Source organism: Bradyrhizobium shewense (assembly GCF_900094605.1).
Classification (GTDB): Bacteria; Pseudomonadota; Alphaproteobacteria; order Rhizobiales; family Xanthobacteraceae; genus Bradyrhizobium; species Bradyrhizobium shewense.
The window spans coordinates 26,489-44,872 of the sequence record NZ_FMAI01000031.1; the positions used below are offsets into that span (position 1 = coordinate 26,489).

The window sequence follows — 18,384 nt, forward strand, 5'->3', positions numbered from 1 at the left end:
ATGCGGGCCCTGAAACGCACACTCCGGCGGTGGCTGTATATCGGCCATCGCTGGGTCGGCATCGTCACCTGCCTGTTCTTCGCCATGTGGTTCATCTCCGGCGTGGTGATGATGTACGTGGCTTTTCCCGGCCTCTCCGACAAGGAAAGGCTGGCAGCGCTCCCTGATGTCCAATGGGAGAAGGTGGCGCTGTCGCCTGACGACGCGATGAAGGCGGCAGGCGCGACGCGCTATCCGCGCGACCTCCGGCTTTCGATGTTGGCCGACGAGCCCGTGTATCGGATCACCGGCTGGGACGGCAAGCGGCAGGCAATCTCGCCGGCCGATGGCCGCGTCATCACTGGTGTTTCCGAGCGGCAGGCGCTCGCGGTCGCGCAAATTCATCCGGCGAACCGATCGCCGCGCCTCGAAGACATCATCGATCGCGACCAATGGAGCGTCACGGCCCGTTACGATCCGCTGCGACCGCTTTACCTCATTGCGCTCGGCGACGATGCCGGTACCAAGCTCTATGTCTCCTCGCGCTCCGGCCAGATCGCGCTCGACACCAACCATACCGAACGCGTCTGGAACTGGCTCGGCGCGATCCCGCACTGGATCTATCCGACGGTCTTGCGCAAAGACGGACCGTTGTGGCGCCTGGTGGTGCTGTGGATCTCCGGAATCTGCCTGATCATCGGCGTCACCGGCATCTGGATCGGCATCCTTCGCGTCCGATTGAAGCGGCGCTATGCCAGCGGGAGGATCACCCCGTATCGTGGCTGGATGGCGTGGCACCACGTCACCGGCCTGATCGCGGGCATCTTCGTGCTGACCTGGACATTCTCGGGTTGGCTGTCGCTCAATCCCGGCGAATATTTCGCAGGCCGCAACACGACGTCCGAGGTGCTGCAACGCTATGCCGGCCATGATGCGCCGACCATTGCGACGAAGCTGCCGAGGCCGCAATCAGCCGCAGTCGAAGCGCGCTTTGTCTGGCTCGACGGCAGCCCGATGATGATCGCCGCATCGCGCGATGGCGCTCAGAAGCCGCTGGATGTGACGTCGGGCCAAATTACGCCACTCCCGCAGGATCGGCTTTGGACCGCCGCAACGAAATTGCTACCCCGAGCTCGCCTCGTGGAGCAGCTCGCCCTGGGCGAATACGATTCCTATTGGTATGCACGTCATCACGACCGCGAATTGCCGGTGTTGCGCGCGGTGTTTGATGATGACGCGAAAACATGGTTTCACATCAGCCCGGTCACGGGCGACATCGTCGGCCGCGTGGACGGTAGCCGTCGCACATATCGCTGGCTGTTCAACGCGCTGCACAGTTTCGATTTTCGACTGCTGCTGATGTATCGTCCGGCCTGGGACATCGTGGTGTGGCTGCTGTCGATCCTCGGCACCATCGTCTCGTTGAGCGGTGTCGTGGTCGGCTGGCGTTATCTGCGCCGTTGAAGCGAATTAAGACGTTGATAATGTCCGCTTCGGGTCATTCGCGACGGGATCGAGCCAGTAGCAAGTCCGGCCAAGTCCGCTAAGCCGCCGAAAGCGGAAGTAAATTCAGAGCATTAACGGCGCGGTCACGGAGCGTTGCGGGTTGATGACGTTGCCCGAGAAGTGATTCAAGCTCCGAAACCGGAGCCTCGAATCATGCGCTACGAGCTCAGCGACTATGAGTGGACCGCCATCAAACCGATGCTGCCGAACATGCCACGCGGCGTTCGGCGCGTAAACGACCGTCGTGTGATCAATGGCATCTTTTGGGTCCTGCGTTCAGGTGCGCGCCTTGGCGCGATCTGCCGGAAAACTACGGTCCCCGCACCCTTGTTACAATCGCTTCGTTCGGTGGCGGCGGATCATGGATGCACTGGCCGCCGGTCGTGACGCGGCCGTGCAAATGATCGACACCTCAGCCGTCCGCGTGCACCAGCACGGAGCCTGCATCGCCGACAACGATCATCAAGATATGGGGCGCTCGCGAGGGGGCCTGACGAGCAAGATTCACGCGCGGTGGTGGACACCAACGGCCTGCCGGTCCATCTCGCTCTGACGCCGGGCGAGGCGCACGGCAATCGGCTGTGTTCGGTTCTCCTCAGCGCCTTGTTTCCACAAACGATGTTGCTCGCAGATCGTGGATACGAGCGGACTGGATCAGGGAGCTTGCCCGCAAGCAAGGCGCATGGGCGAACATTCCGCCGAAACGGAGCCGCAAAGACCCTATCTGCTTCAGCCGCATCTGTATCGCGCGCAACTTGATCGAACGGTTCTTCAACAAGATCAAGCAATGTCGGCGGGTCGCGACCCGACACGACAAACTGGCAGCCAACTATCTGGCGTTCGTCAAACTCACATCAATCCGCATTTGGCTGCGTGCTAATGAGTCCGCGCCCTAGTCAGCACCGATCTACGCCATCCTCGTTCTTGGCCGGCGGAGCCGTCGTCTGGTCGCGCTGCCCCCATTGATGCTGCGCCTCGCGTCCTGCGTGGCTCCGCGGCTCGGCTACAGCGTCGCGTATCACGGACCTCTTCGGCCCGTCCTCTGAGCAACTCGACTTTGCCTTCCCTCTTGAAGAAGTCATTAATGCGATTGGAAATGGTGCTGTTCATTGCTAGGATTACCTAGTCGTTCGTGAACAAGGGTTTAAGCGATTGAGCGGGAGTCTGTTTTTCGGCTGCGGGGGCGCTTGAGATTGCAAGGATTTGGAGCTCAAGACCGCCAAACCTTTGCGATTTCGTTTTTGGATTTCCCTTCTTTGCGAACCATGATTCTGTGGTGCATCGGAGGGGACGATGCGGCCGAAGAAGCACAAGACGACGGGATCGAACGATCTGTTCCGGGCGCGGCTGGACCAGATCATCAACATGAAGCACGAGCTGGTTCTGCTGGCCGGCAAGATCGATTGGGACTGGATCGACGGCGAGATCGCTCCGCTTTACAGCGAGAACGGCCGGCCCGGGATCGCGACCCGCTTCATGATCGGGCTCTTGCTGCTCAAGCACACTTATGGGCTGTCCGATGAGGGGGTTTGCGAGCGCTGGGTTCACGACTCGTATTTCCAGTTCTTCACCGGCGAAGAGTTCTTCCAGCACGCTTTCACGCACGAGCACTCGGACCTGAGCCATTGGCGCAAGCGGCTCGGCGACAAGCTGGAGCTGCTACTGGCCGAGAGCCTGCGGGTGGCGCACGAGGCCGGCGCGTTACGCAGCCAGGACCTCAAGCGCGTCGCGGCCGATACCACGGTGCAGCCGAAGGCCATCACCTTTCCGACCGATGCCGAGCTGCTGCATGCGGCCATCAAGGACCTCAATCGCCTGGCGAGAAGGCACGGGGTCAGGCTCCGGTAATTCTATGCTCGCGTGGCCAAGGCCGCCGCGATGATGGCTTCCCGCTACGCTCACGCCAAACAGTTCAGGCGGCATCACCGATAGTTGCGCATCCTGCGTAGCAGGCTCGGCCGGATCATTCGCGACATTCGTCGCAACATCGAGGGCCAGCGGCACTGGAGGAGGCCTTCGCCCTTCCACTCGGCCGGGCCGCGCAGATTCGTTCGCAGCAGCAGCGCCAGCGCGGCTGGAAGCTTTATTCCTTCCATGCTCCGGAGGTGGAGTGCATCGGCAAAGCCAAGGCCGCCGCGCATTACGAGTTCGGCGTGAAGGCTTCCGTCGTCACCAACAATCGCCGCGCTCCCGGCGGCCTGTTCGTGCTGCACGCGAGCGCAATGCCCGACAATCCGTATGATGGGCCCCCCCTGCGGGACGTCATCGAGCCACCGAGACGCTCACCGGCTGTCCGATCGAGCGGGCCTATGTCGACAAGGGGTACCGCGGCCACAATGCGCAAAATCCCCGTCGCGCTTCATCTCCGGCCAGAAGCGCGGCGTCTTCGGTGTCATCAAGCTCGAGCTGCGCCGTCGCTCTGCCATCGAGCCCATCATCGGGCACATGAAGGCCGAAGGCGACCTTGGCCGCTGCTACCTCTAGGCCGCGCCGGCGACGCCGCCAACGTCGTCTTCTCAGCCGTCGGCCACAACTTCCGCCGCATCCTCGCCTGGCTCAGAGAACTCTTGGGCCTCTTCCTGGAGTTGCTAATGGCGAACGCTGGCCTCTCCAACACAGCTCAATCCGGCTTCTTAACTCAGGGAGTTGGAGCCTGCGGAGCCCCAAGGTGCGGTTCATTCGGCCACAGGATCCGGATGCGAAGAAGACCGATGCCGCACCACAAGCGGCGCTCTATCGAGTCGCTTAGCTAGTCTCGTATCGAGTCACCTGCGCGCCGCGCGCTCCGTTCCGGCAAAAGGATACCCTGGATAGCCGCTAAAAGCGGAACCTAACAAGGACTTGCAGAACGCAGGCGTGAGCTTGCCGCGATGGATCACGACGTCTTCGTGACCCGTTGCAGCTCGAGCGTTCTGCCAGAGGCGATTGTAGCCGCGCTGTTCGTTGGATTTCACGTGGCAAGCGGCGAACTCGGCGTCATCCAATGTCGTTAACTGCCACGCATAGACCGGCCGCTTCGTATGGATGTGCACCCACATCGGATTCACCGTACCATTGCGCAGTGGCGTAGGCTGCAGCTTGATCTCGAACAGCGTTCCTGGCTCACCCTTCAACGCGCGCGGTGACTCCAAGGGAGCAAACTCCTCGGCCGCCTGCAACCGCTCGAGGTACTTCTGCGAGGGAAACGCGTAGGTCTTCATGCAATCGATCTCGATCGAAGCCTTTCGCGCCTTCAAAGCATGTGCCTGCCCCTGAACCTCCGACAACATCGCCTTGAGGCGGACTATTTTGTCGTGCACTTCGGGCACTTGCATAGGCGTGAGTAGGCCACGTCGGCGAGGTTCGTCCAGCGCGGCTACACAGGCCTCAATCTCCGCAGATTGGCTCTGCAGCCGCTCAACCACGGTGTCCACGACGTGGTCGGCATCTTCGGGCTTCATGTGGCGCGCTTGCGAAATGGCTCTTTGCTCACTGCGCAGATCGAATTGCAAGAGTTCGTCCAATCGTGCGAGCAGGCGCTTCACTGTCTCCTTCGATGGCGGAGCCTGCCATATTGCCAAGTGTTCCCTCGCCGACGATGACATCCTCGTATGCGCTTCCTCCGCGCTCGCGAGTTTCTTCGTGCCCAGATCCGAGAGCACAATAACCTTGGTGGTTCGCGTCGTGTCGGCGTCGGGCCTAGCGAGCTGCGGCTCGGGCTGCCCGGCTGCCGAACTCCCCGCACCTCCGGCCTGCCTGCGCTTGCCCTTCCCTTTCCTTCGCGCTGGACTGCCTTCGGCCGCCGGGTCGTTGCCGGCAGCGTCGGCAGGTAACGCAAGGCCAGCCTCCGTTGGCGGTGCAATGATGGCTGGTGTCTTCGGCTGCACTGCTAGCAGGCGCATGACCTCATGGGCAGTGACCCACGATCCTTCCACGATCTGATCCAACAGATCCAACGGAAGCTCGGGACCTGCTCCCTTATTCCTTAGCTCGGCAACCATGTTGGGCAACGCCGACGCAAATTCCGATAGCCGCTCCATGACCCCTTCCAGAACGGCGCAGTGGTCTGCGTCGAGAGCTTGTCCTTTGCTGTTCAGAACAGCGTCGCCCGTTGAGAGGAATGCCGGAACAACATCGCCCATGAAGGTTCCGAGTAGACGCGCCCGACCGTTCTCACCCAAGAGGATTTGCCTGACGGCCGGGTCGAGCGTGCTCGCGTGCGACTCAATCATGACCCGCGCGAGAAGGACTTGCGATTGCAGATGCACGCACCTCGTATTCAGTGCCCAGCCGGTATGCAGCCGTAGTGTCGCCTGTTCGGCCTGTCGCATTTCGGCCGTTGCACTTGGCAAGTTGGCAGTGGCTGCGCAGACGGACTGCATCCGTTCAGAGCGCAATGCCTTCTTTTCCCACCACTCCGTGCAAGCCAAATAGTGTTTCGCCGCACTAGAAGCCACTCGGATCAGTTGGTCGGGCGGAGCATTGGATTGGCGCATCCGCTCGAGTATCTTTCCCGCATTCTCCCTACTCTGCTCCAAGGCGTAGATAGTCGGCGCGGCCAGCGCGTTGCATTCGTTCCCCGCATCCAGAGTCCGGTCACGAACTCGGCAAGCCTGATCGTCGGACAGAATGCTGCGCGCCACATCTGGAGACAGGCTCGCGTAGTAGTCCAGAACTGCTGCGCTTGCTTTGACAACCTGATCGATCAGCTCTTGCGCCTCAGACGAGGTCTGAGCGCCCATGGCAGCACTGTGGCAAGCATCAAGTTCCTCAAGCAGGCGGTCCATATTTTGTTTCGCTGCGTTGATCCCCTCACCGCTTGAAGAGATGGGGACTGCCACACCCGAACCTGAGGGCAGGCTCGCGAGCGTCGCCATTCCAGGCGCTGAGCGCATCCGCTCCACGACGGAGTTGAAAACTAGGTGGCCTTCCGCAGGGACAAAATTTGGCTCCGAACGCGCACTGCTCGATCCCGACGTGCTGTCGGCTCCTGCAGCCCCAACGTGCGGTTCACCAGGTCGGCCAATGCCCGTCATGTTCCATCTCCCATACGGTCAACAATGCTCAGCGCCCCTGGATAGGCCGTCTGGCTGACGGTTGGCTGACGAAGGATGCTCTCCGGATGCACAACCCCGCCGTCCGAGTTCCAATTTCACGGAAGCTGTTGTGGTGCTGAGGCAGCAATAGTGTATGACCCATAAGGTGCGAGATAGTCGATTGTAGCGCCTGTCCGCATTCCGTTGCCTCGCCGTGACCGGTATGGAAATGCGCGCTGCCAGAATACCCCTGCTCCCGAATACCGAAAGCCGTCGAGCATGGCGAACTCAGACTTTCGGCAGCAGCAAAGCTCTTCCTAACCGGGAGGCGATGCTATTGTTCGACCAAAGAGTTTCGGATCCAACAATGCGTAGATCTGGCTCGATGTAGAACGTTCCATCAAGACAACCTCTTCTTCTCGCGTTCGAGTGAGCAGAACCTACGTTGCGCAAGTCCTTTTCAGAATAGGACCTCGCCGAGGATGCTGCCCAGTTAAGCGCACTTGGAATACGCTCATAAAAATAGCGCAGTGAGCGTGCCAAGCACACCGAGTGCCAATCCGATATCGGCGAACCTACCGTTGGCCCGTCTCGAAACAGCAGAAGCGTGAGAATCGGTTCCACCACCAAACTTGCTCCACCGATATCGCGATGATTGCAGATATTTTCGAGATGCATGTATCCCAGTGCATATCCGAAGACGAGAAGGATACCGCCGGAGGGCATCAGCAGAAACATCGGCAAGAGCGTTGTCAGGTCCCCGCCGGCCCAAACTGCTTTGAGGCAATCATCGCTGCGATTTTCGAAAGCGCTACCCAAAGAAACTGGCTCCCACCGCTACAATCTTCAATGCTGAACTCATCGCTGACGTATCGAAAGCGCTGTCAAGGTTGTTTCCAATCAATGGACTGCATCTCCTGGCCGCCTTGGACAGCTTGGGACACGATGCATGCGCATGATCCGAGGCTGGCGGCATGAGCCTGAACACGACCGCGGTCCGGATCAAGGTGACCCTCAAGGATGTGAAACCGGAGGTGACGCGATGCCTTGTCGTGCCGCTCACGCTGCGCCTTGATCGGCTGCATCTGACGCTGCAGGCGGCGTTTGGCTGGACGAACAGCCATCTCTTCGAGTTCCTGGCCGGCGAAGGACGTCGGGGTATCCCTGATCCCGATGGAGATTTTGGCCCTTAGCCCATCGATGCATCGCAAGACGCGGCTCTCCAATATCGTTCAGGAGACCGGCGCGAAGACGATCCATTATCTCTATGACTTCGGTGACAGCAGAGACCAAGTGATCAAACTCGAAAAATGGTTCGACACCGCGACGATAAAGGGACTTCCCTCCTGCTCAAGGGGGTGTGCCCGGCTATGCCGAATACCTCGATGCCAGCGGCGACCCTACTCATCTGGAACATGAAAATATGCGCTTTTGGGGCCTGCACAGTTCGATCCCAACGTCGTCGACCGGAAGATGCTCGAGGTCGCCGTCAACGCATTGTCCAAAATCTGGAAGCCGCGGCGTCGCGGCACGCGGCTCACATAGATGTCAAGCGTCAATCATCAAAAGGGCCGCAGAGCTACGCTTACAGTCCGCTTACTGGTCTGGCAAGCCAAGTCGGCAATGAAGAGGCGAGGAACTTCAGCTCGCTCACTTCAGCCGGAGTGAGTTTCTGGCTGACGGACCGCAGCGCTTGTCTCGCCGTTTTGGGACCAACCCAGGCAAGCGCGCGCACCACGGCACCTGCTCGACCGCTTGCGAGGGATAGTTGCCGAACCGGGCGCATGCTTGAGCTCCACCATCTGCTTGCCGATGTAAAGCTCACGAGAAGGACCGGACGTTAGACAACCTAGCATCCCAACGGAGCAATCGTGGTTGCTGCCACAAAGCAGATAACAGCAGACCTCCTCAGCGTTCCCGAGGTCCTCACTTAACGAGTAACGCCCATTTGCTCTCTATGAAGTCCAACATCAGCGGAACAGGCGGCCGTAATATTGCGGCCGGCACCGCCAGAGGGATGAAGTTCAGAACTGTCGAAGAGCTCAAGCTAAATGATCTCGAAGTATCTCCGACGTTCAAAGTCGGTGACCCGATGTTGAACGGCTTCCCACTCCCAACGGCGCGAGCAAGAAAACGCTTCAACAAACCTTTCTCCGAAGACATCACTTGCCGCTGCAGACTCTGCAAATCGAGAAGTTGCCTCTGATAGGCTTTGAGGCAGTCTCGCGGACGGACGACACATTTCCGCGCTTGCGTCACCGACGATCGAAGCCGGTAGTGCCGGACCTGTCTCGACACCCAATATTCCCGAACCAATCGCACATGCGAGCGCGAGATATGGGTTCAGGTCTGCCCCAGGCAGCCTATACTCCAGGCGATGGGCAGATGGCTCTCCTGGAATGGCGCGAACCGCGCAGGAGCGGTTGTCAACTCCCCAGCTTGGACAGATTGGTGCCCAGCAGCCAGGTACCAATCTCTTGTAGCTGTTGAAGTTCGGCGCAGCGAGCACACAGAACTCATTCATGTATTCTAGTTGTCCGGCGATGAATTTCCTCATAAGCTTCGAGACGTTGCCGAACGCATCACTGTCGTAAAACGCATTCTGACTATCCGAGGACATCGAAATGTGAATATGCCCGGACTGGCCGGGCCATTCCTCGGAAACCTTGGCCATAAATGTAGCCATCATGCCTCGCTTTTGCGCCCAGGCCTTTATCATCGACTTGAATATGGTTGCTCGATCGGCAGCTTCCAGCGCATCACAATGACGAAGTGACGCTTCGACCACGCCAGGTCCCGTTTCAAAGTGCAGTCCGCTGAGAGGTATTCTAGCCTTCTCACAAAGCGCCAAGATCTCATCGAACAGCTCGTGTTGTGCGACAGAGCGCGCAATCGAGTAGCCGAACGGGCCACGGGTTAAAGGAGCCCATTCGCCGAACGGCTTTTCTTCAATCGTGTCTGCGTTCTCCTTAAACAGCATGAATTCAAACTCGAACCCGGCGGTGCAGTCGTATCCGTGTTCAGCAGCCCTTCGCAGGACCTTACGCAGAATACCGCGCGGGCAGATGTTCTCATGTGCGCCCGTGAACTCCGCGAGGTAGAGATATTGATCGCCGAGATGAGACACCGAACGGCCGGTGCCTGACAGAATACGCAGGTCAGCATCTCCGAACGCTGATAGCGGCTTTTGCGTGAAACTGGCCGGAATGACCCGGTCCGTACAATCCCACGCCAGTACCGCTTCAGAGAACTTGATAACTTTATCTCCATCCGAGAGATCTTCACCTAAGACGTGTTTGCCTCGCAGAACGCCATCGAAGTCGCTTACGCCGACCATCGCCGCGCGGGCTGAATTCGCTCCGGTCAACCTGGGATCAGTTGGCATTAGTCGCGATCCTGCAGCACTAAATCGAACACCTGGTCCATCCGCATTGCTCGCAACTTGCGATAGTCATTCTCAAGCTGAGTCAAGTCGCTATTCACGAGATAAACGATGCCTGGTGTTGACACCAAGTCGATCGTGGGAACTAGCTCTTGACCAATCGGAACGAATGCAATGGCATCTGTGAAGCTCGGGAGCTTGCGGATTGCTTCGAGTCCCGGGTAACCGGCAACGACACCGCCCATATCTGAGATCAGCGAGACGCAAAGTGCGTGAGCCTGCCGCTTGTAGGGCCCGCGCAGCCTCATATATTCACCAAAGCCCTTGGGCTCTGCGTAGCGCCAGGCCGTCAGGGTCATATGGTTGTGCCCCAACGCCATCGTTCGTGCTTTTGCCGACATGGTCCCTTGAAGCCTTGCTCCGAAGTCCACCAGAACCGGTCCCCGATGATCGACGATGATCTCAGCATGAGCCGGTCCGTCGACGATCTGTAGTGCCTGCAACGCACGCACCAAGTAGTCGGACAGTTCCTGAACAATTGGTTCGCTGCCCTCCAACAATCTCTCAAGTGAGCAGACCGATGATGCCCTCTCAATAGGAACCGTGTCATAGGTCCAGGCCTCCGTAACGAAGGCTTCCCCGTCGATCGAGACGGCATTTACGGTGTATTGCTGGCCGTTTATCTTTTCTTGTCCAAGGGCAAAACGATTCAACGTTCCGACACGGTTCGTCTTCCCGAGAATTGCGCTTAGAGCCCGCTGAATATCAGCATCTGTTGAGCAAAAGAATACATCCTCGGTACCCGTACTGTTCAGAGGCTTGATCACGATCTGATCGAACTTCGCTTCACGCTTCCAGCTCGCGATCTCTGCAGGACTGTCGGACACGACTTGTCTGATCGATCGCACGCCTGCAGAGGTCAGCGCGCAAGACAATCGCGCTTTGTCACGCCGAGCAGCGGATAGCGCGGTCCCATTTGATGGTAAGCCCAGCCGCTCCGACAAAGAATCGGCGAGTTCAACTCCGGTCTCGCAGCCCGCGATAACGAACTCCAATTTCCGGCCATGGAGAGCCTGAAGATGATATTCAACGATGTCGTCATACCCCATGCGCTCGCTGGGACGAATGACTTCACCATACAGATCCGCATTGAAATGCGATTGGAATATGGGCGGAATATGTGCAGCCGACATCACATGCACCGTTTCAATTCCATAGCGCTTGAACTCTTCCGGTAGGTATCGGCCGGTAGAGTATGCGTCTACGATTACACAATTCCGTTCTTTCATGCGGATCTCCGATACTGCAAGTAGATGTTGCCGACAGCAACAGCCGTAATGAGAACATTTCCAATGAACGTATGTGACGAAGGCGCGATGCGAGAATCGAAGTACTGGAACAGGAAGGTGATGATAGGGGCGGTGGACAGGACCATGTTGACGGTGAAGGGCTCTACGCGGCGAATGCCCTGCTGGATCAAGAGCAAAGGAACAAGGATCGTCGACAGCCCAATTGTTGCGATCGCGAACCAATGCTGCGAGATCTCAGGCACGATAGATGAATGGTCGACCAGTCCCAGCAGCAAGAGAATCGTTCCATAAAAGCGATGCGCCAGAACCTGTCGGCCAGAAAACCCACGGTCGAACAGCAGTTTGACAAGTATATTTGTAAGCGCCAGCGATAGGCCGGCCACGATGGCCAAGAGGATGCCAAAGGACGATCGAGCCCCCCACTCCACGCCTGCGTTGCCGCTGGCCGAGATCCAAATCATGTAACTCCCGATCGTTGCGATCGTAACGCTCACGACGATATCGGATGCTGGAGGGGCACCCTTGCGCCTGATCAGTGCGTTTAACCACACTGTTGCGGTGGGCCCCAGCGCCACCATGAAGGCGACGACGATCGCAGGTTCAGCGTATTTCAGTCCGATAAACAGGCCGATCCAGCTGATTGCTGTCACGACATTGAGCGCGACGAAGACCAGGAGCGACGATTTCGCCACCGTTGCCTCGCCTCGCTCATGGCGAGCCAGGAGATTGAACATCAGACAAACAACAGCGAAGGACAGCAGGAGCGCGACGAACACATCCGCTTGCTGAAAATACGACGCCGCATATACCTCGCCTGCCGCGCTCACGACGACATAAAGCGCCACAAAGAAAACTCCCAGAGCGAAGCGATTCGTCAATCGCCCAGTCATCCTGTGCCCGCGAGGGGGCGCACGGCCCTCGCAAGACCGGACACGTGCATCGGCTCCGAGCGACTGTCCTTTCGACCTGCACGGACCACGTTTGAATTGAAATGTCACAACCCGCCTCTAGTTCTTCTTAGTTCGGTAGTACCCAACACACGCCTCTCCAAATGCCTTGAACAGTTGCTTGCTGAGGAGATCGGTTGAGACGTGCCATTCGGGGTGCCATTGCACACCGATTTGCAGTGTCGGGGCGCCAATGACCGAAGCCGCCTCGACCAAACCGTCAGGCGCCCACGCCTCCCGCCTCAGCGCCGGGGCAAGCGCCTCGATGCCTTGATTGTGCAGCGAGTTGACTTGCGCTTCGATCGTCCGCGCGATTGGAAAGAGCGCGCCATCGGAACATATCCTGACGCTGTGCGCGGCGTCGTACTGACGGTCTCTTGGACGATCTGGCTTCTCGGCATGCATCGCGCCACTTTGCGGCCTCCACTCCGCAAGGGATGAGCGGAGCGTGCCGCCGAAATAGACGTTGAGTTCCTGAAGCCCACGACAGATGCCCAGAATAGGCATTCCGAGCGCGATGGCGCTCTCTATAGTTAGGGCAGAGAGCCTGTCCCGCGGATGGTCAAGGATCCCAACCTCAACGTCCTGCCGATCAGCCTCCGTCAAGGACGCAGGCGCTCTCAGGACGACGGGGTCGACGTTCGATTCATCACCTGTCAACACCAAGCCATCGAGCCGGCGCATGATCGCCGGGGCGAGCTCCTCCCTCGCATCTTCGGCGTCGACCGTCGGCAATATGACGCAAGCCACTCCCGCATCACGATGGAGTGCCTGCAAGTACTTGCGCCGCAACCAGTCGCGATGCACAGCGTCGACCAGAAGGCGGTTCGAAGTGACGCCGACCACGGCTCGGGTACTCTCTGGCCGTAGCGTCACGCGACCTGCCCTCGCGCGCGCATCTCGGCAACGGACTGCTCATACAAGCGTCGATTTCGCTCTTTTAACTGAGCTATGACGCTAGGCTGACCTTTAGGTCCCTTGACAAAGAGCCCGCCCCAGGTCGCGGCAACCTTCGCATAGTTGGGATCCTGCATTCGGATTTTCTGAGCTTTGCGCAACAGCCAAAACGGGATACCCGGCGAAAGGTGATGCTCAAGGTGGTACTCATCCAGATTCTGCCCGAGGATGGCTCGCTCGAAGAAATTTCCTTTCCGATTCCTGGTGAGATAGACGTTCTGCGTCTCGGTTTCGCACATAGGTGAGTGCTCGGCTAGCTCGATAAACCAGCCGAGGACCTGGAACGTGGTGAGATAGGGCACGATCCAAAACAGGACGACGATATGGAGCAGCCCAACAGCATATGACCCGGCCAGGATGCTGATCCAGAAGAGATAGAAGCCATACTTGTCGATAAGTATGCCTGAGCGACTCTGGTCCTCGACCTCTGTGATCGAAAATCGATTGGTCCAAAGATATTTTAGATACGCTACTGTCGCGCCGCCGAAGATCGGCTTCCAGATCATATTGAAAGCGTACCGCTCCGGAGGCTGCACGTCGTAAACCCCGCTGGCCAGGAAGAACTTCAGGTCTGGATCCTTGTCCGGGTCTCCGAGATAGGGATGATGCAAATAGACGTGTGAGATCCGGTAGGCCCAGTGGCGCTGGAACAAGGGATAGGAAGCGAACAGAATTCCCAGGACGTAGTTCCAGGTCATGTTCTTCGCGAGCGTGCGGTGAGCCGCATCATGAGCGATGGTTGTCAATCCCCGCTGATAGGCACCAATTAGAAGGACGGCCAGCGGGTAGAGCCACCATGAGACGGACACAGTCGCCAGCGTGCACGCTGTGATGACAGCGTAATCTTTGGCAATATAAGCGGCTCCCGTTATGTTGTCGGGTCTCAGCTCGGAGAGCTGCCTATTGATCTCTCGGCTGAATTGAACGGCCTCATAGCGTGATGACCTCAATTTCCAAGCGTCTGCCTGATTCATGAGAACCTCCTCCTGATCGCCTTGCAGGTTGTCAGATTGCGGAAAGCGCCTTGTCCAGATCGCGCAGTATGTCGTTGACATCTTCGATGCCGACGCAAAGCCGGATCGAGCCGCCAAATATGCCGGCGGCTTCGCGCTTTTCCCGCGGGACGGTGGTGTGGGTCGTCGAGACAGGATGGGTCACGAGTGTGCGGGCATCGCCTACATTCGAAACGTGATACATCAAGTCGACGTTCTGGATGAACTTGCGCCCGGCTTGTTCGTCTTCCACTTCGAACATAACCATCGCCCCGTGTCCGTATGCAGCATTGAGTGTCTGTTCAACGGTTTCGCGATCGGCGCCTTCAAAGAGCCCCGGGTAGAAGACACGGCGCACTTTAGGATGCTCCTTGAGAACGTCGGCCACGATCCTGGCATTCGCGCAGTGCTGCTTCATGCGAAGTGGCAGCGTTTCAAGCCCTTGGATCAGTTGAAAGCTCGCAAACGGGGCGATAGCCGCGCCGGTATCGCGCAACCAAGTCATGCGAGCCTTGAGAAGAAATTCGCTCTTTCCAAGATCGTCGACATCGCGCACCGCGTTATGCCAAACAATTCCGCCATGCGCATCGTCGGGACGGTTGAACAAGGGAAAGCGAGAGGCTCCCCGGTAGCTAAACTCGCCGTTGTCAACGATCAGTCCACCGAGCGTCGTGCCGTGGCCGCATATATATTTCGTTGCGGAGTACGTCGTAATAGCAGCGCCGAGATCTGACGGCCGGCATACCAGTGGCGTCGTCGTATTGTCCACGACCAAAGGCACGCCGTACTTTCGGCCGATGTCGGCCAGCTGTTTGACGGGGAGCGGAATCAGGCAAGGATTCGAAATCACCTCTCCGAACAGGCATATCGTGCGATCATCAATGGCACGTTCGAACGTCTCGGGCCTTCGAGGATCGGCCGTCCTCACGCTGATCCCAAGACGCTTTAATGTGTTGTGGAGCAGGTTCCAGGTATTGCCATATAGATACGGAGAGGCGACGACATTGTCCCCCACTTCGCCACTTGACAGGTTGACGATAGCAAGGAACGTCGCTGCCTGACCTGACGCAACGGCGAGCGAGTCGCGTCCCATATCGACGGCGGCGTAGCGCCTTTCCAGCGCGCGGGTCGTTGGATTGATGATCCTTGTGTAGGTGAACCCATCGGCCTTGACGTTGTAGACGTCGGCAATGTGGTTTAGATCGCCATCGAGTTCATAAGCTGTGTTCTGGTAAATCGGCACTGCGACGGCTTTCGTCGCTACGTCACGTCGATAGCCCGCATGCAGAACAGCAGTCTCGGCCGAAAACGGCAGCTGCGGGTCCCGAGCCGCTTGCGCCGGCGTCCTTATGCGAGCCCCGCATGTCTCTTGAGCCGACATCGGCGCCGCTGACTGAGCCTGACCGGACCGGAAATATGTACGAAAAGCGCAGCCCAACTGCTCGATCCAGCTGGATTGGATTTCCCCGATGCAACCGACGCGGAAACTCCGCGTCGGAAGATGCAGCTTCGAGTAGATGTAAAGGTTGTGGGCCGCCAAGTGGCGATACAGCCCATCGAATCCTGCTTGGTCCACCATTCCGGACGGCGTACCGAACGCGACGCAGACCGGCGACTGCAACTCTGTGGACAGCAGTGGAGACACCAGTCCTTCGAGTTCTTTGACGAGATCGTTCCTGACCTTCTCATACCTGCAGCGCCTGGCATCAATGCCCTCCTCGTGCAGAATCTCCAAGGCCTTTGTCGTTGCCTGAACGATGTGGGTGGGAGGGGTCGAGCGCCACTCACCGGTGCGCTCGAGCGAGAGCCATTGATCTCTCACGTCGAGCACAAACGACCTCGGTTCTTGAACCGCATTCTCCAGCAGCTCGCGAGACGCGATGACAAACGCTACTCCCGGCGGCCCTTCTATGCACTTGTTGCTCGAGGTGACCAGGACGTCAGCTCCACGCTGGCTCAGATCGATATTAAGGGCGCCGAAAGAACTCATCCCATCGACGATAGTCTTGACGCCACGTCGCCTCGCCTCCTCCACGATCGCGTCCAGCGGATTGACGATTCCGGTTGTCGTCTCACAATGGACGAAACATAGGTGCGTGACGCCAGGATTTTGGCTCAGATGCTCGCCAATTTCTTCAGGATCCAAAGGATCGGTCGCTCGCTTGACAAGCTTCAGTGCTTCGACGCCCCACAGCCGCAAAATTCGTAGAATGCGCTCGCCATAGATGCCGTTTATGCAAACGAGCGGCCTGTCGGCTCGAGACACAAATGAAGAGAGAGCGGCTTCCATTGCAAAAGAGCCGCCTCCCTGGATAGGCACCACCGAATAGTATTCAGCATTTCCCAGCAAGCTGAGCATCAGCCGCCTCATGCAGGCGGTCACTTCCTTGAACTCGCAATCGCGCGATGCGAGATCAAGCTGCATCTGGCTCCTAACTGCCAGCGATAACGACAATGGACCAGGCGTCAGCAAAGAGCGCTGTCTTGTCAAACCATTCCTCCTCAAGTTGTAGTTATATGGATCTGGAGAACGCCCAGCCACCAGGGAGCCTGTGGCGAGCGTCGACTCCTCGGGTCAACAGCTTCGGGGCAAGCGCGATAAATCGCGGGGCGCGTTTCAGGTCGGCGCCCGAAAGACCTGCCGGATGGCACCCTCATAACTCATCGCAGATGCGGAGCGATTCCTCATAAAGCTCATCACCGATGCCATTCACACCTCCTAGAAATCGGTCTTGGGAGCGCGCCCTCGAACGCAAGTGGCGCCGACGCGCGCTCTCATTCCAACCATCACACATGCGCAGGCTTGAGCGCCGTTGACTTCTTGCGTCGCGAAGCAGGTGAACCTGCTACGTTAGGAAAACGATGCAGTCGGATGTCATGGCGCCCGGATGCAGATCAAGCCACGGCACACTTGATGATCGTCGTCGGCAGCGGGAGGCTGATGTGTGGACTTGAGACTTGATGCATTCGCACTCTGTCGCTCGTTGGAGGGTTTCGGACGCCGATGACTGTCCTTGTCCATTTCGAGATCGTACAACTTGACGTAAGGGGCGTTTCAACCCTGTCCGGGGATTTTTCTCGCGTGAATTTTTCCTGACCGTACTCCCATCTGGCGGTGACAAGCCGACGTAGGCAGCAAAGTGCGGAGATTCACAGCGAAGTAGATAACTTGAGAGTTCGACATCAGGACCGTCGGCATTCCGCCTGCAAGGGGATACCTGCAGGTAAGTGATGGCCCAATCTTCCCGTTCACGTACGATCCTCGCCATACCCCCAAGATGGAGTATGTGCTTCTCCGCCGTGCCGGCGAGATCCCCCTGGATGGTGCCTGGAAAGTGCACGCCCTCGTCGCAGATGACTGGCGGCATCACGTCGTTGCGCTTGAATGAGCGGCCTTGGCAGGCTGTGGTCGAGCCCGGCTTGAAGATAATTGAGCGACCTTGGATCGCTGGCCCTTTTAGCAACGGTCAGTTCGACACCTTTCGGCTAGTCGCCGTGAAGCAGAACATGTCATCCTGCTTTGCTAGTTCTACGTCGAGCCGACTCCAGATGAGTGGCACGTGTCCTCTCTGCGAGTAATCGCTAGGCTGGTAGCATCTCTCGGTTCTGTACGCCGCTTCGCCGCGAGAACGTCTTACGGATCAATCATCGGCTTTGTGAGCGTGCCGTCGTCGACGCGCGTGAGGCCCAAGGTGAGCCGGAGTTCCATCGCGTCGCGGCACTCAATAAGCGCAAGTACCTCGGCTGCGAGGCGCTCTGGTTGGACGGATCGCACTCCGAGCCCTTCTGCTCGCGTTGGCTCCTCTGCAGCGCCTGCTCGTTGATGGCGAGCTCGCGTTCGACGCGGTCACCACGCGGTCGAATAGCTTGACGGTTGACCAGAGCGGATCATCAAGACATCGTCCTTGTCGCTTGCCATGGATGAACTCCCTTGCCTTTTCGGCCGCGCCCATCCCCGGCTTCATGGGCGATCAACGGCGGCAGGCGGAACGGAGCAGAACCGGAAGCATGGCGGCGGCCCGTAGCGCAGCGCAGAATGGCTAGGGTTCGCGGCTGCTTTGTCTCGAGATGCGATGGCGCGGGACGTAACGGGCCGGATCGGTCGACGAGCGGCGGGCCAAAAGGAAGCAAGCTTCCCGAAAGCTGGCACAGTTGCGATACTGCGCGAAAGATTGAAGCCGGCCGAGACGCTGCCTGGCTTGGCTTTATGGGAGCTCGGCGTGTCGCTGGCCGCACGCGTAGCAAGAAGCGCTAAGCGAAACTCAACCTACTGGGAGTCGGACTTCCTCTCTGGCC

Annotated in this window: 11 protein-coding genes and 2 pseudogenes; 5 read left to right on the plus strand and 8 right to left on the minus strand. The window is 58.5% G+C overall.

The annotated features are described in order from the left end of the window. From GA0061098_RS36600 to GA0061098_RS36610, 3 genes and pseudogenes are all read left to right on the plus strand, one after another. Window positions 1-1,443 (plus strand): PepSY domain-containing protein, encoded by a 1,443-nt coding sequence (locus GA0061098_RS36600; protein ID WP_091966217.1) that lies wholly within the window; start codon window positions 1-3, stop codon window positions 1,441-1,443. Window positions 1,444-1,638: 195 nt separating this feature from the next. Next, window positions 1,639-2,381, plus strand: a pseudogene (locus GA0061098_RS36605) (IS5 family transposase). Between the two features lie 397 nt (window positions 2,382-2,778). Then, window positions 2,779-4,122, plus strand: a pseudogene (locus GA0061098_RS36610) (IS5 family transposase). 128 nt (window positions 4,123-4,250) lie between these two features. On the opposite strand, the gene GA0061098_RS36615 reads toward GA0061098_RS36610, so the two are convergent. Together GA0061098_RS36615 and GA0061098_RS46470 are read right to left on the minus strand one after the other, a co-directional pair. After that, window positions 4,251-6,500, minus strand: coding sequence for a hypothetical protein (locus GA0061098_RS36615; RefSeq protein ID WP_091966218.1), 2,250 nt, complete (start codon window positions 6,498-6,500; stop codon window positions 4,251-4,253). A gap of 288 nt (window positions 6,501-6,788) precedes the next feature. Continuing rightward, on the minus strand, window positions 6,789-7,319 hold the full coding sequence (locus GA0061098_RS46470; protein WP_245323819.1) for a hypothetical protein: 531 nt from the start codon (window positions 7,317-7,319) through the stop codon (window positions 6,789-6,791). 155 nt (window positions 7,320-7,474) lie between these two features. Between GA0061098_RS46470 and GA0061098_RS47085 the strand changes: the two genes are divergently transcribed. Both GA0061098_RS47085 and GA0061098_RS47090 read left to right on the plus strand, forming a co-directional pair. Continuing rightward, entirely contained in the window at window positions 7,475-7,693 is a 219-nt protein-coding gene (locus tag GA0061098_RS47085) for a plasmid pRiA4b ORF-3 family protein (RefSeq protein WP_283808025.1), read from the plus strand. Window positions 7,694-7,700: 7 nt separating this feature from the next. Further along, window positions 7,701-7,919 carry an IS1096 element passenger TnpR family protein gene (locus tag GA0061098_RS47090; RefSeq protein ID WP_283808027.1) on the plus strand — a complete coding sequence of 73 codons (219 nt, stop codon included), beginning with the start codon at window positions 7,701-7,703 and terminating at the stop codon, window positions 7,917-7,919. A 628-nt stretch (window positions 7,920-8,547) separates the two neighbouring features. On the opposite strand, the gene GA0061098_RS36630 is transcribed toward GA0061098_RS47090, so the two are convergent. The 6 genes from GA0061098_RS36630 to GA0061098_RS36655 form a co-directional block, all read right to left on the minus strand. Continuing rightward, a complete protein-coding gene (locus tag GA0061098_RS36630; RefSeq protein WP_091966219.1) occupies window positions 8,548-9,885 on the minus strand; it encodes a glutamine synthetase in 1,338 nt (445 codons plus the stop codon). After that, window positions 9,885-11,171 carry an ATP-grasp domain-containing protein gene (locus tag GA0061098_RS36635; protein ID WP_091966220.1) on the minus strand — a complete coding sequence of 429 codons (1,287 nt, stop codon included), beginning with the start codon at window positions 11,169-11,171 and terminating at the stop codon, window positions 9,885-9,887. Before GA0061098_RS36635 ends, GA0061098_RS36630 begins: the two co-directional genes overlap by 1 nt. Continuing rightward, the gene (locus tag GA0061098_RS36640) at window positions 11,168-12,070 is read right to left on the minus strand and encodes a DMT family transporter (RefSeq protein ID WP_091966249.1); all 903 of its coding nucleotides are present in this window, start codon (window positions 12,068-12,070) and stop codon (window positions 11,168-11,170) included. The genes GA0061098_RS36635 and GA0061098_RS36640 overlap by 4 nt, the downstream gene beginning before the upstream one ends. Window positions 12,071-12,199: 129 nt before the next feature. Beyond that, window positions 12,200-12,985 (minus strand): gamma-glutamyl-gamma-aminobutyrate hydrolase family protein, encoded by a 786-nt coding sequence (locus GA0061098_RS36645; RefSeq protein ID WP_245323821.1) that lies wholly within the window; start codon window positions 12,983-12,985, stop codon window positions 12,200-12,202. Between the two features lie 26 nt (window positions 12,986-13,011). Then, window positions 13,012-14,070: a dhydrorhizobitoxine desaturase gene (rtxC, locus tag GA0061098_RS36650; RefSeq protein ID WP_091966222.1), complete on the minus strand. Its 1,059-nt coding sequence runs from the start codon at window positions 14,068-14,070 to the stop codon at window positions 13,012-13,014. 31 nt (window positions 14,071-14,101) lie between these two features. Further along, window positions 14,102-16,513, minus strand: coding sequence for a 2-aminoethylphosphonate--pyruvate transaminase (locus GA0061098_RS36655; protein WP_245323823.1), 2,412 nt, complete (start codon window positions 16,511-16,513; stop codon window positions 14,102-14,104). Window positions 16,514-18,384 lie beyond the last annotated feature (1,871 nt).

Coding starts and splice junctions, on each gene's coding strand:
- GA0061098_RS36600 (WP_091966217.1), top strand. CDS start 1: ATGCGGGCCCTGAAACGCACACTCCGGCGGTGGCTGTATATCGGCCAT.
- GA0061098_RS36615 (WP_091966218.1), bottom strand. CDS start 6,500: ATGACGGGCATTGGCCGACCTGGTGAACCGCACGTTGGGGCTGCAGGA.
- GA0061098_RS47085 (WP_283808025.1), top strand. CDS start 7,475: ATGAGCCTGAACACGACCGCGGTCCGGATCAAGGTGACCCTCAAGGAT.
- GA0061098_RS47090 (WP_283808027.1), top strand. CDS start 7,701: ATGCATCGCAAGACGCGGCTCTCCAATATCGTTCAGGAGACCGGCGCG.
- GA0061098_RS36630 (WP_091966219.1), bottom strand. CDS start 9,885: ATGCCAACTGATCCCAGGTTGACCGGAGCGAATTCAGCCCGCGCGGCG.
- GA0061098_RS36635 (WP_091966220.1), bottom strand. CDS start 11,171: ATGAAAGAACGGAATTGTGTAATCGTAGACGCATACTCTACCGGCCGA.
- rtxC (WP_091966222.1), bottom strand. CDS start 14,070: ATGAATCAGGCAGACGCTTGGAAATTGAGGTCATCACGCTATGAGGCC.
- GA0061098_RS36655 (WP_245323823.1), bottom strand. CDS start 16,513: ATGCAGCTTGATCTCGCATCGCGCGATTGCGAGTTCAAGGAAGTGACC.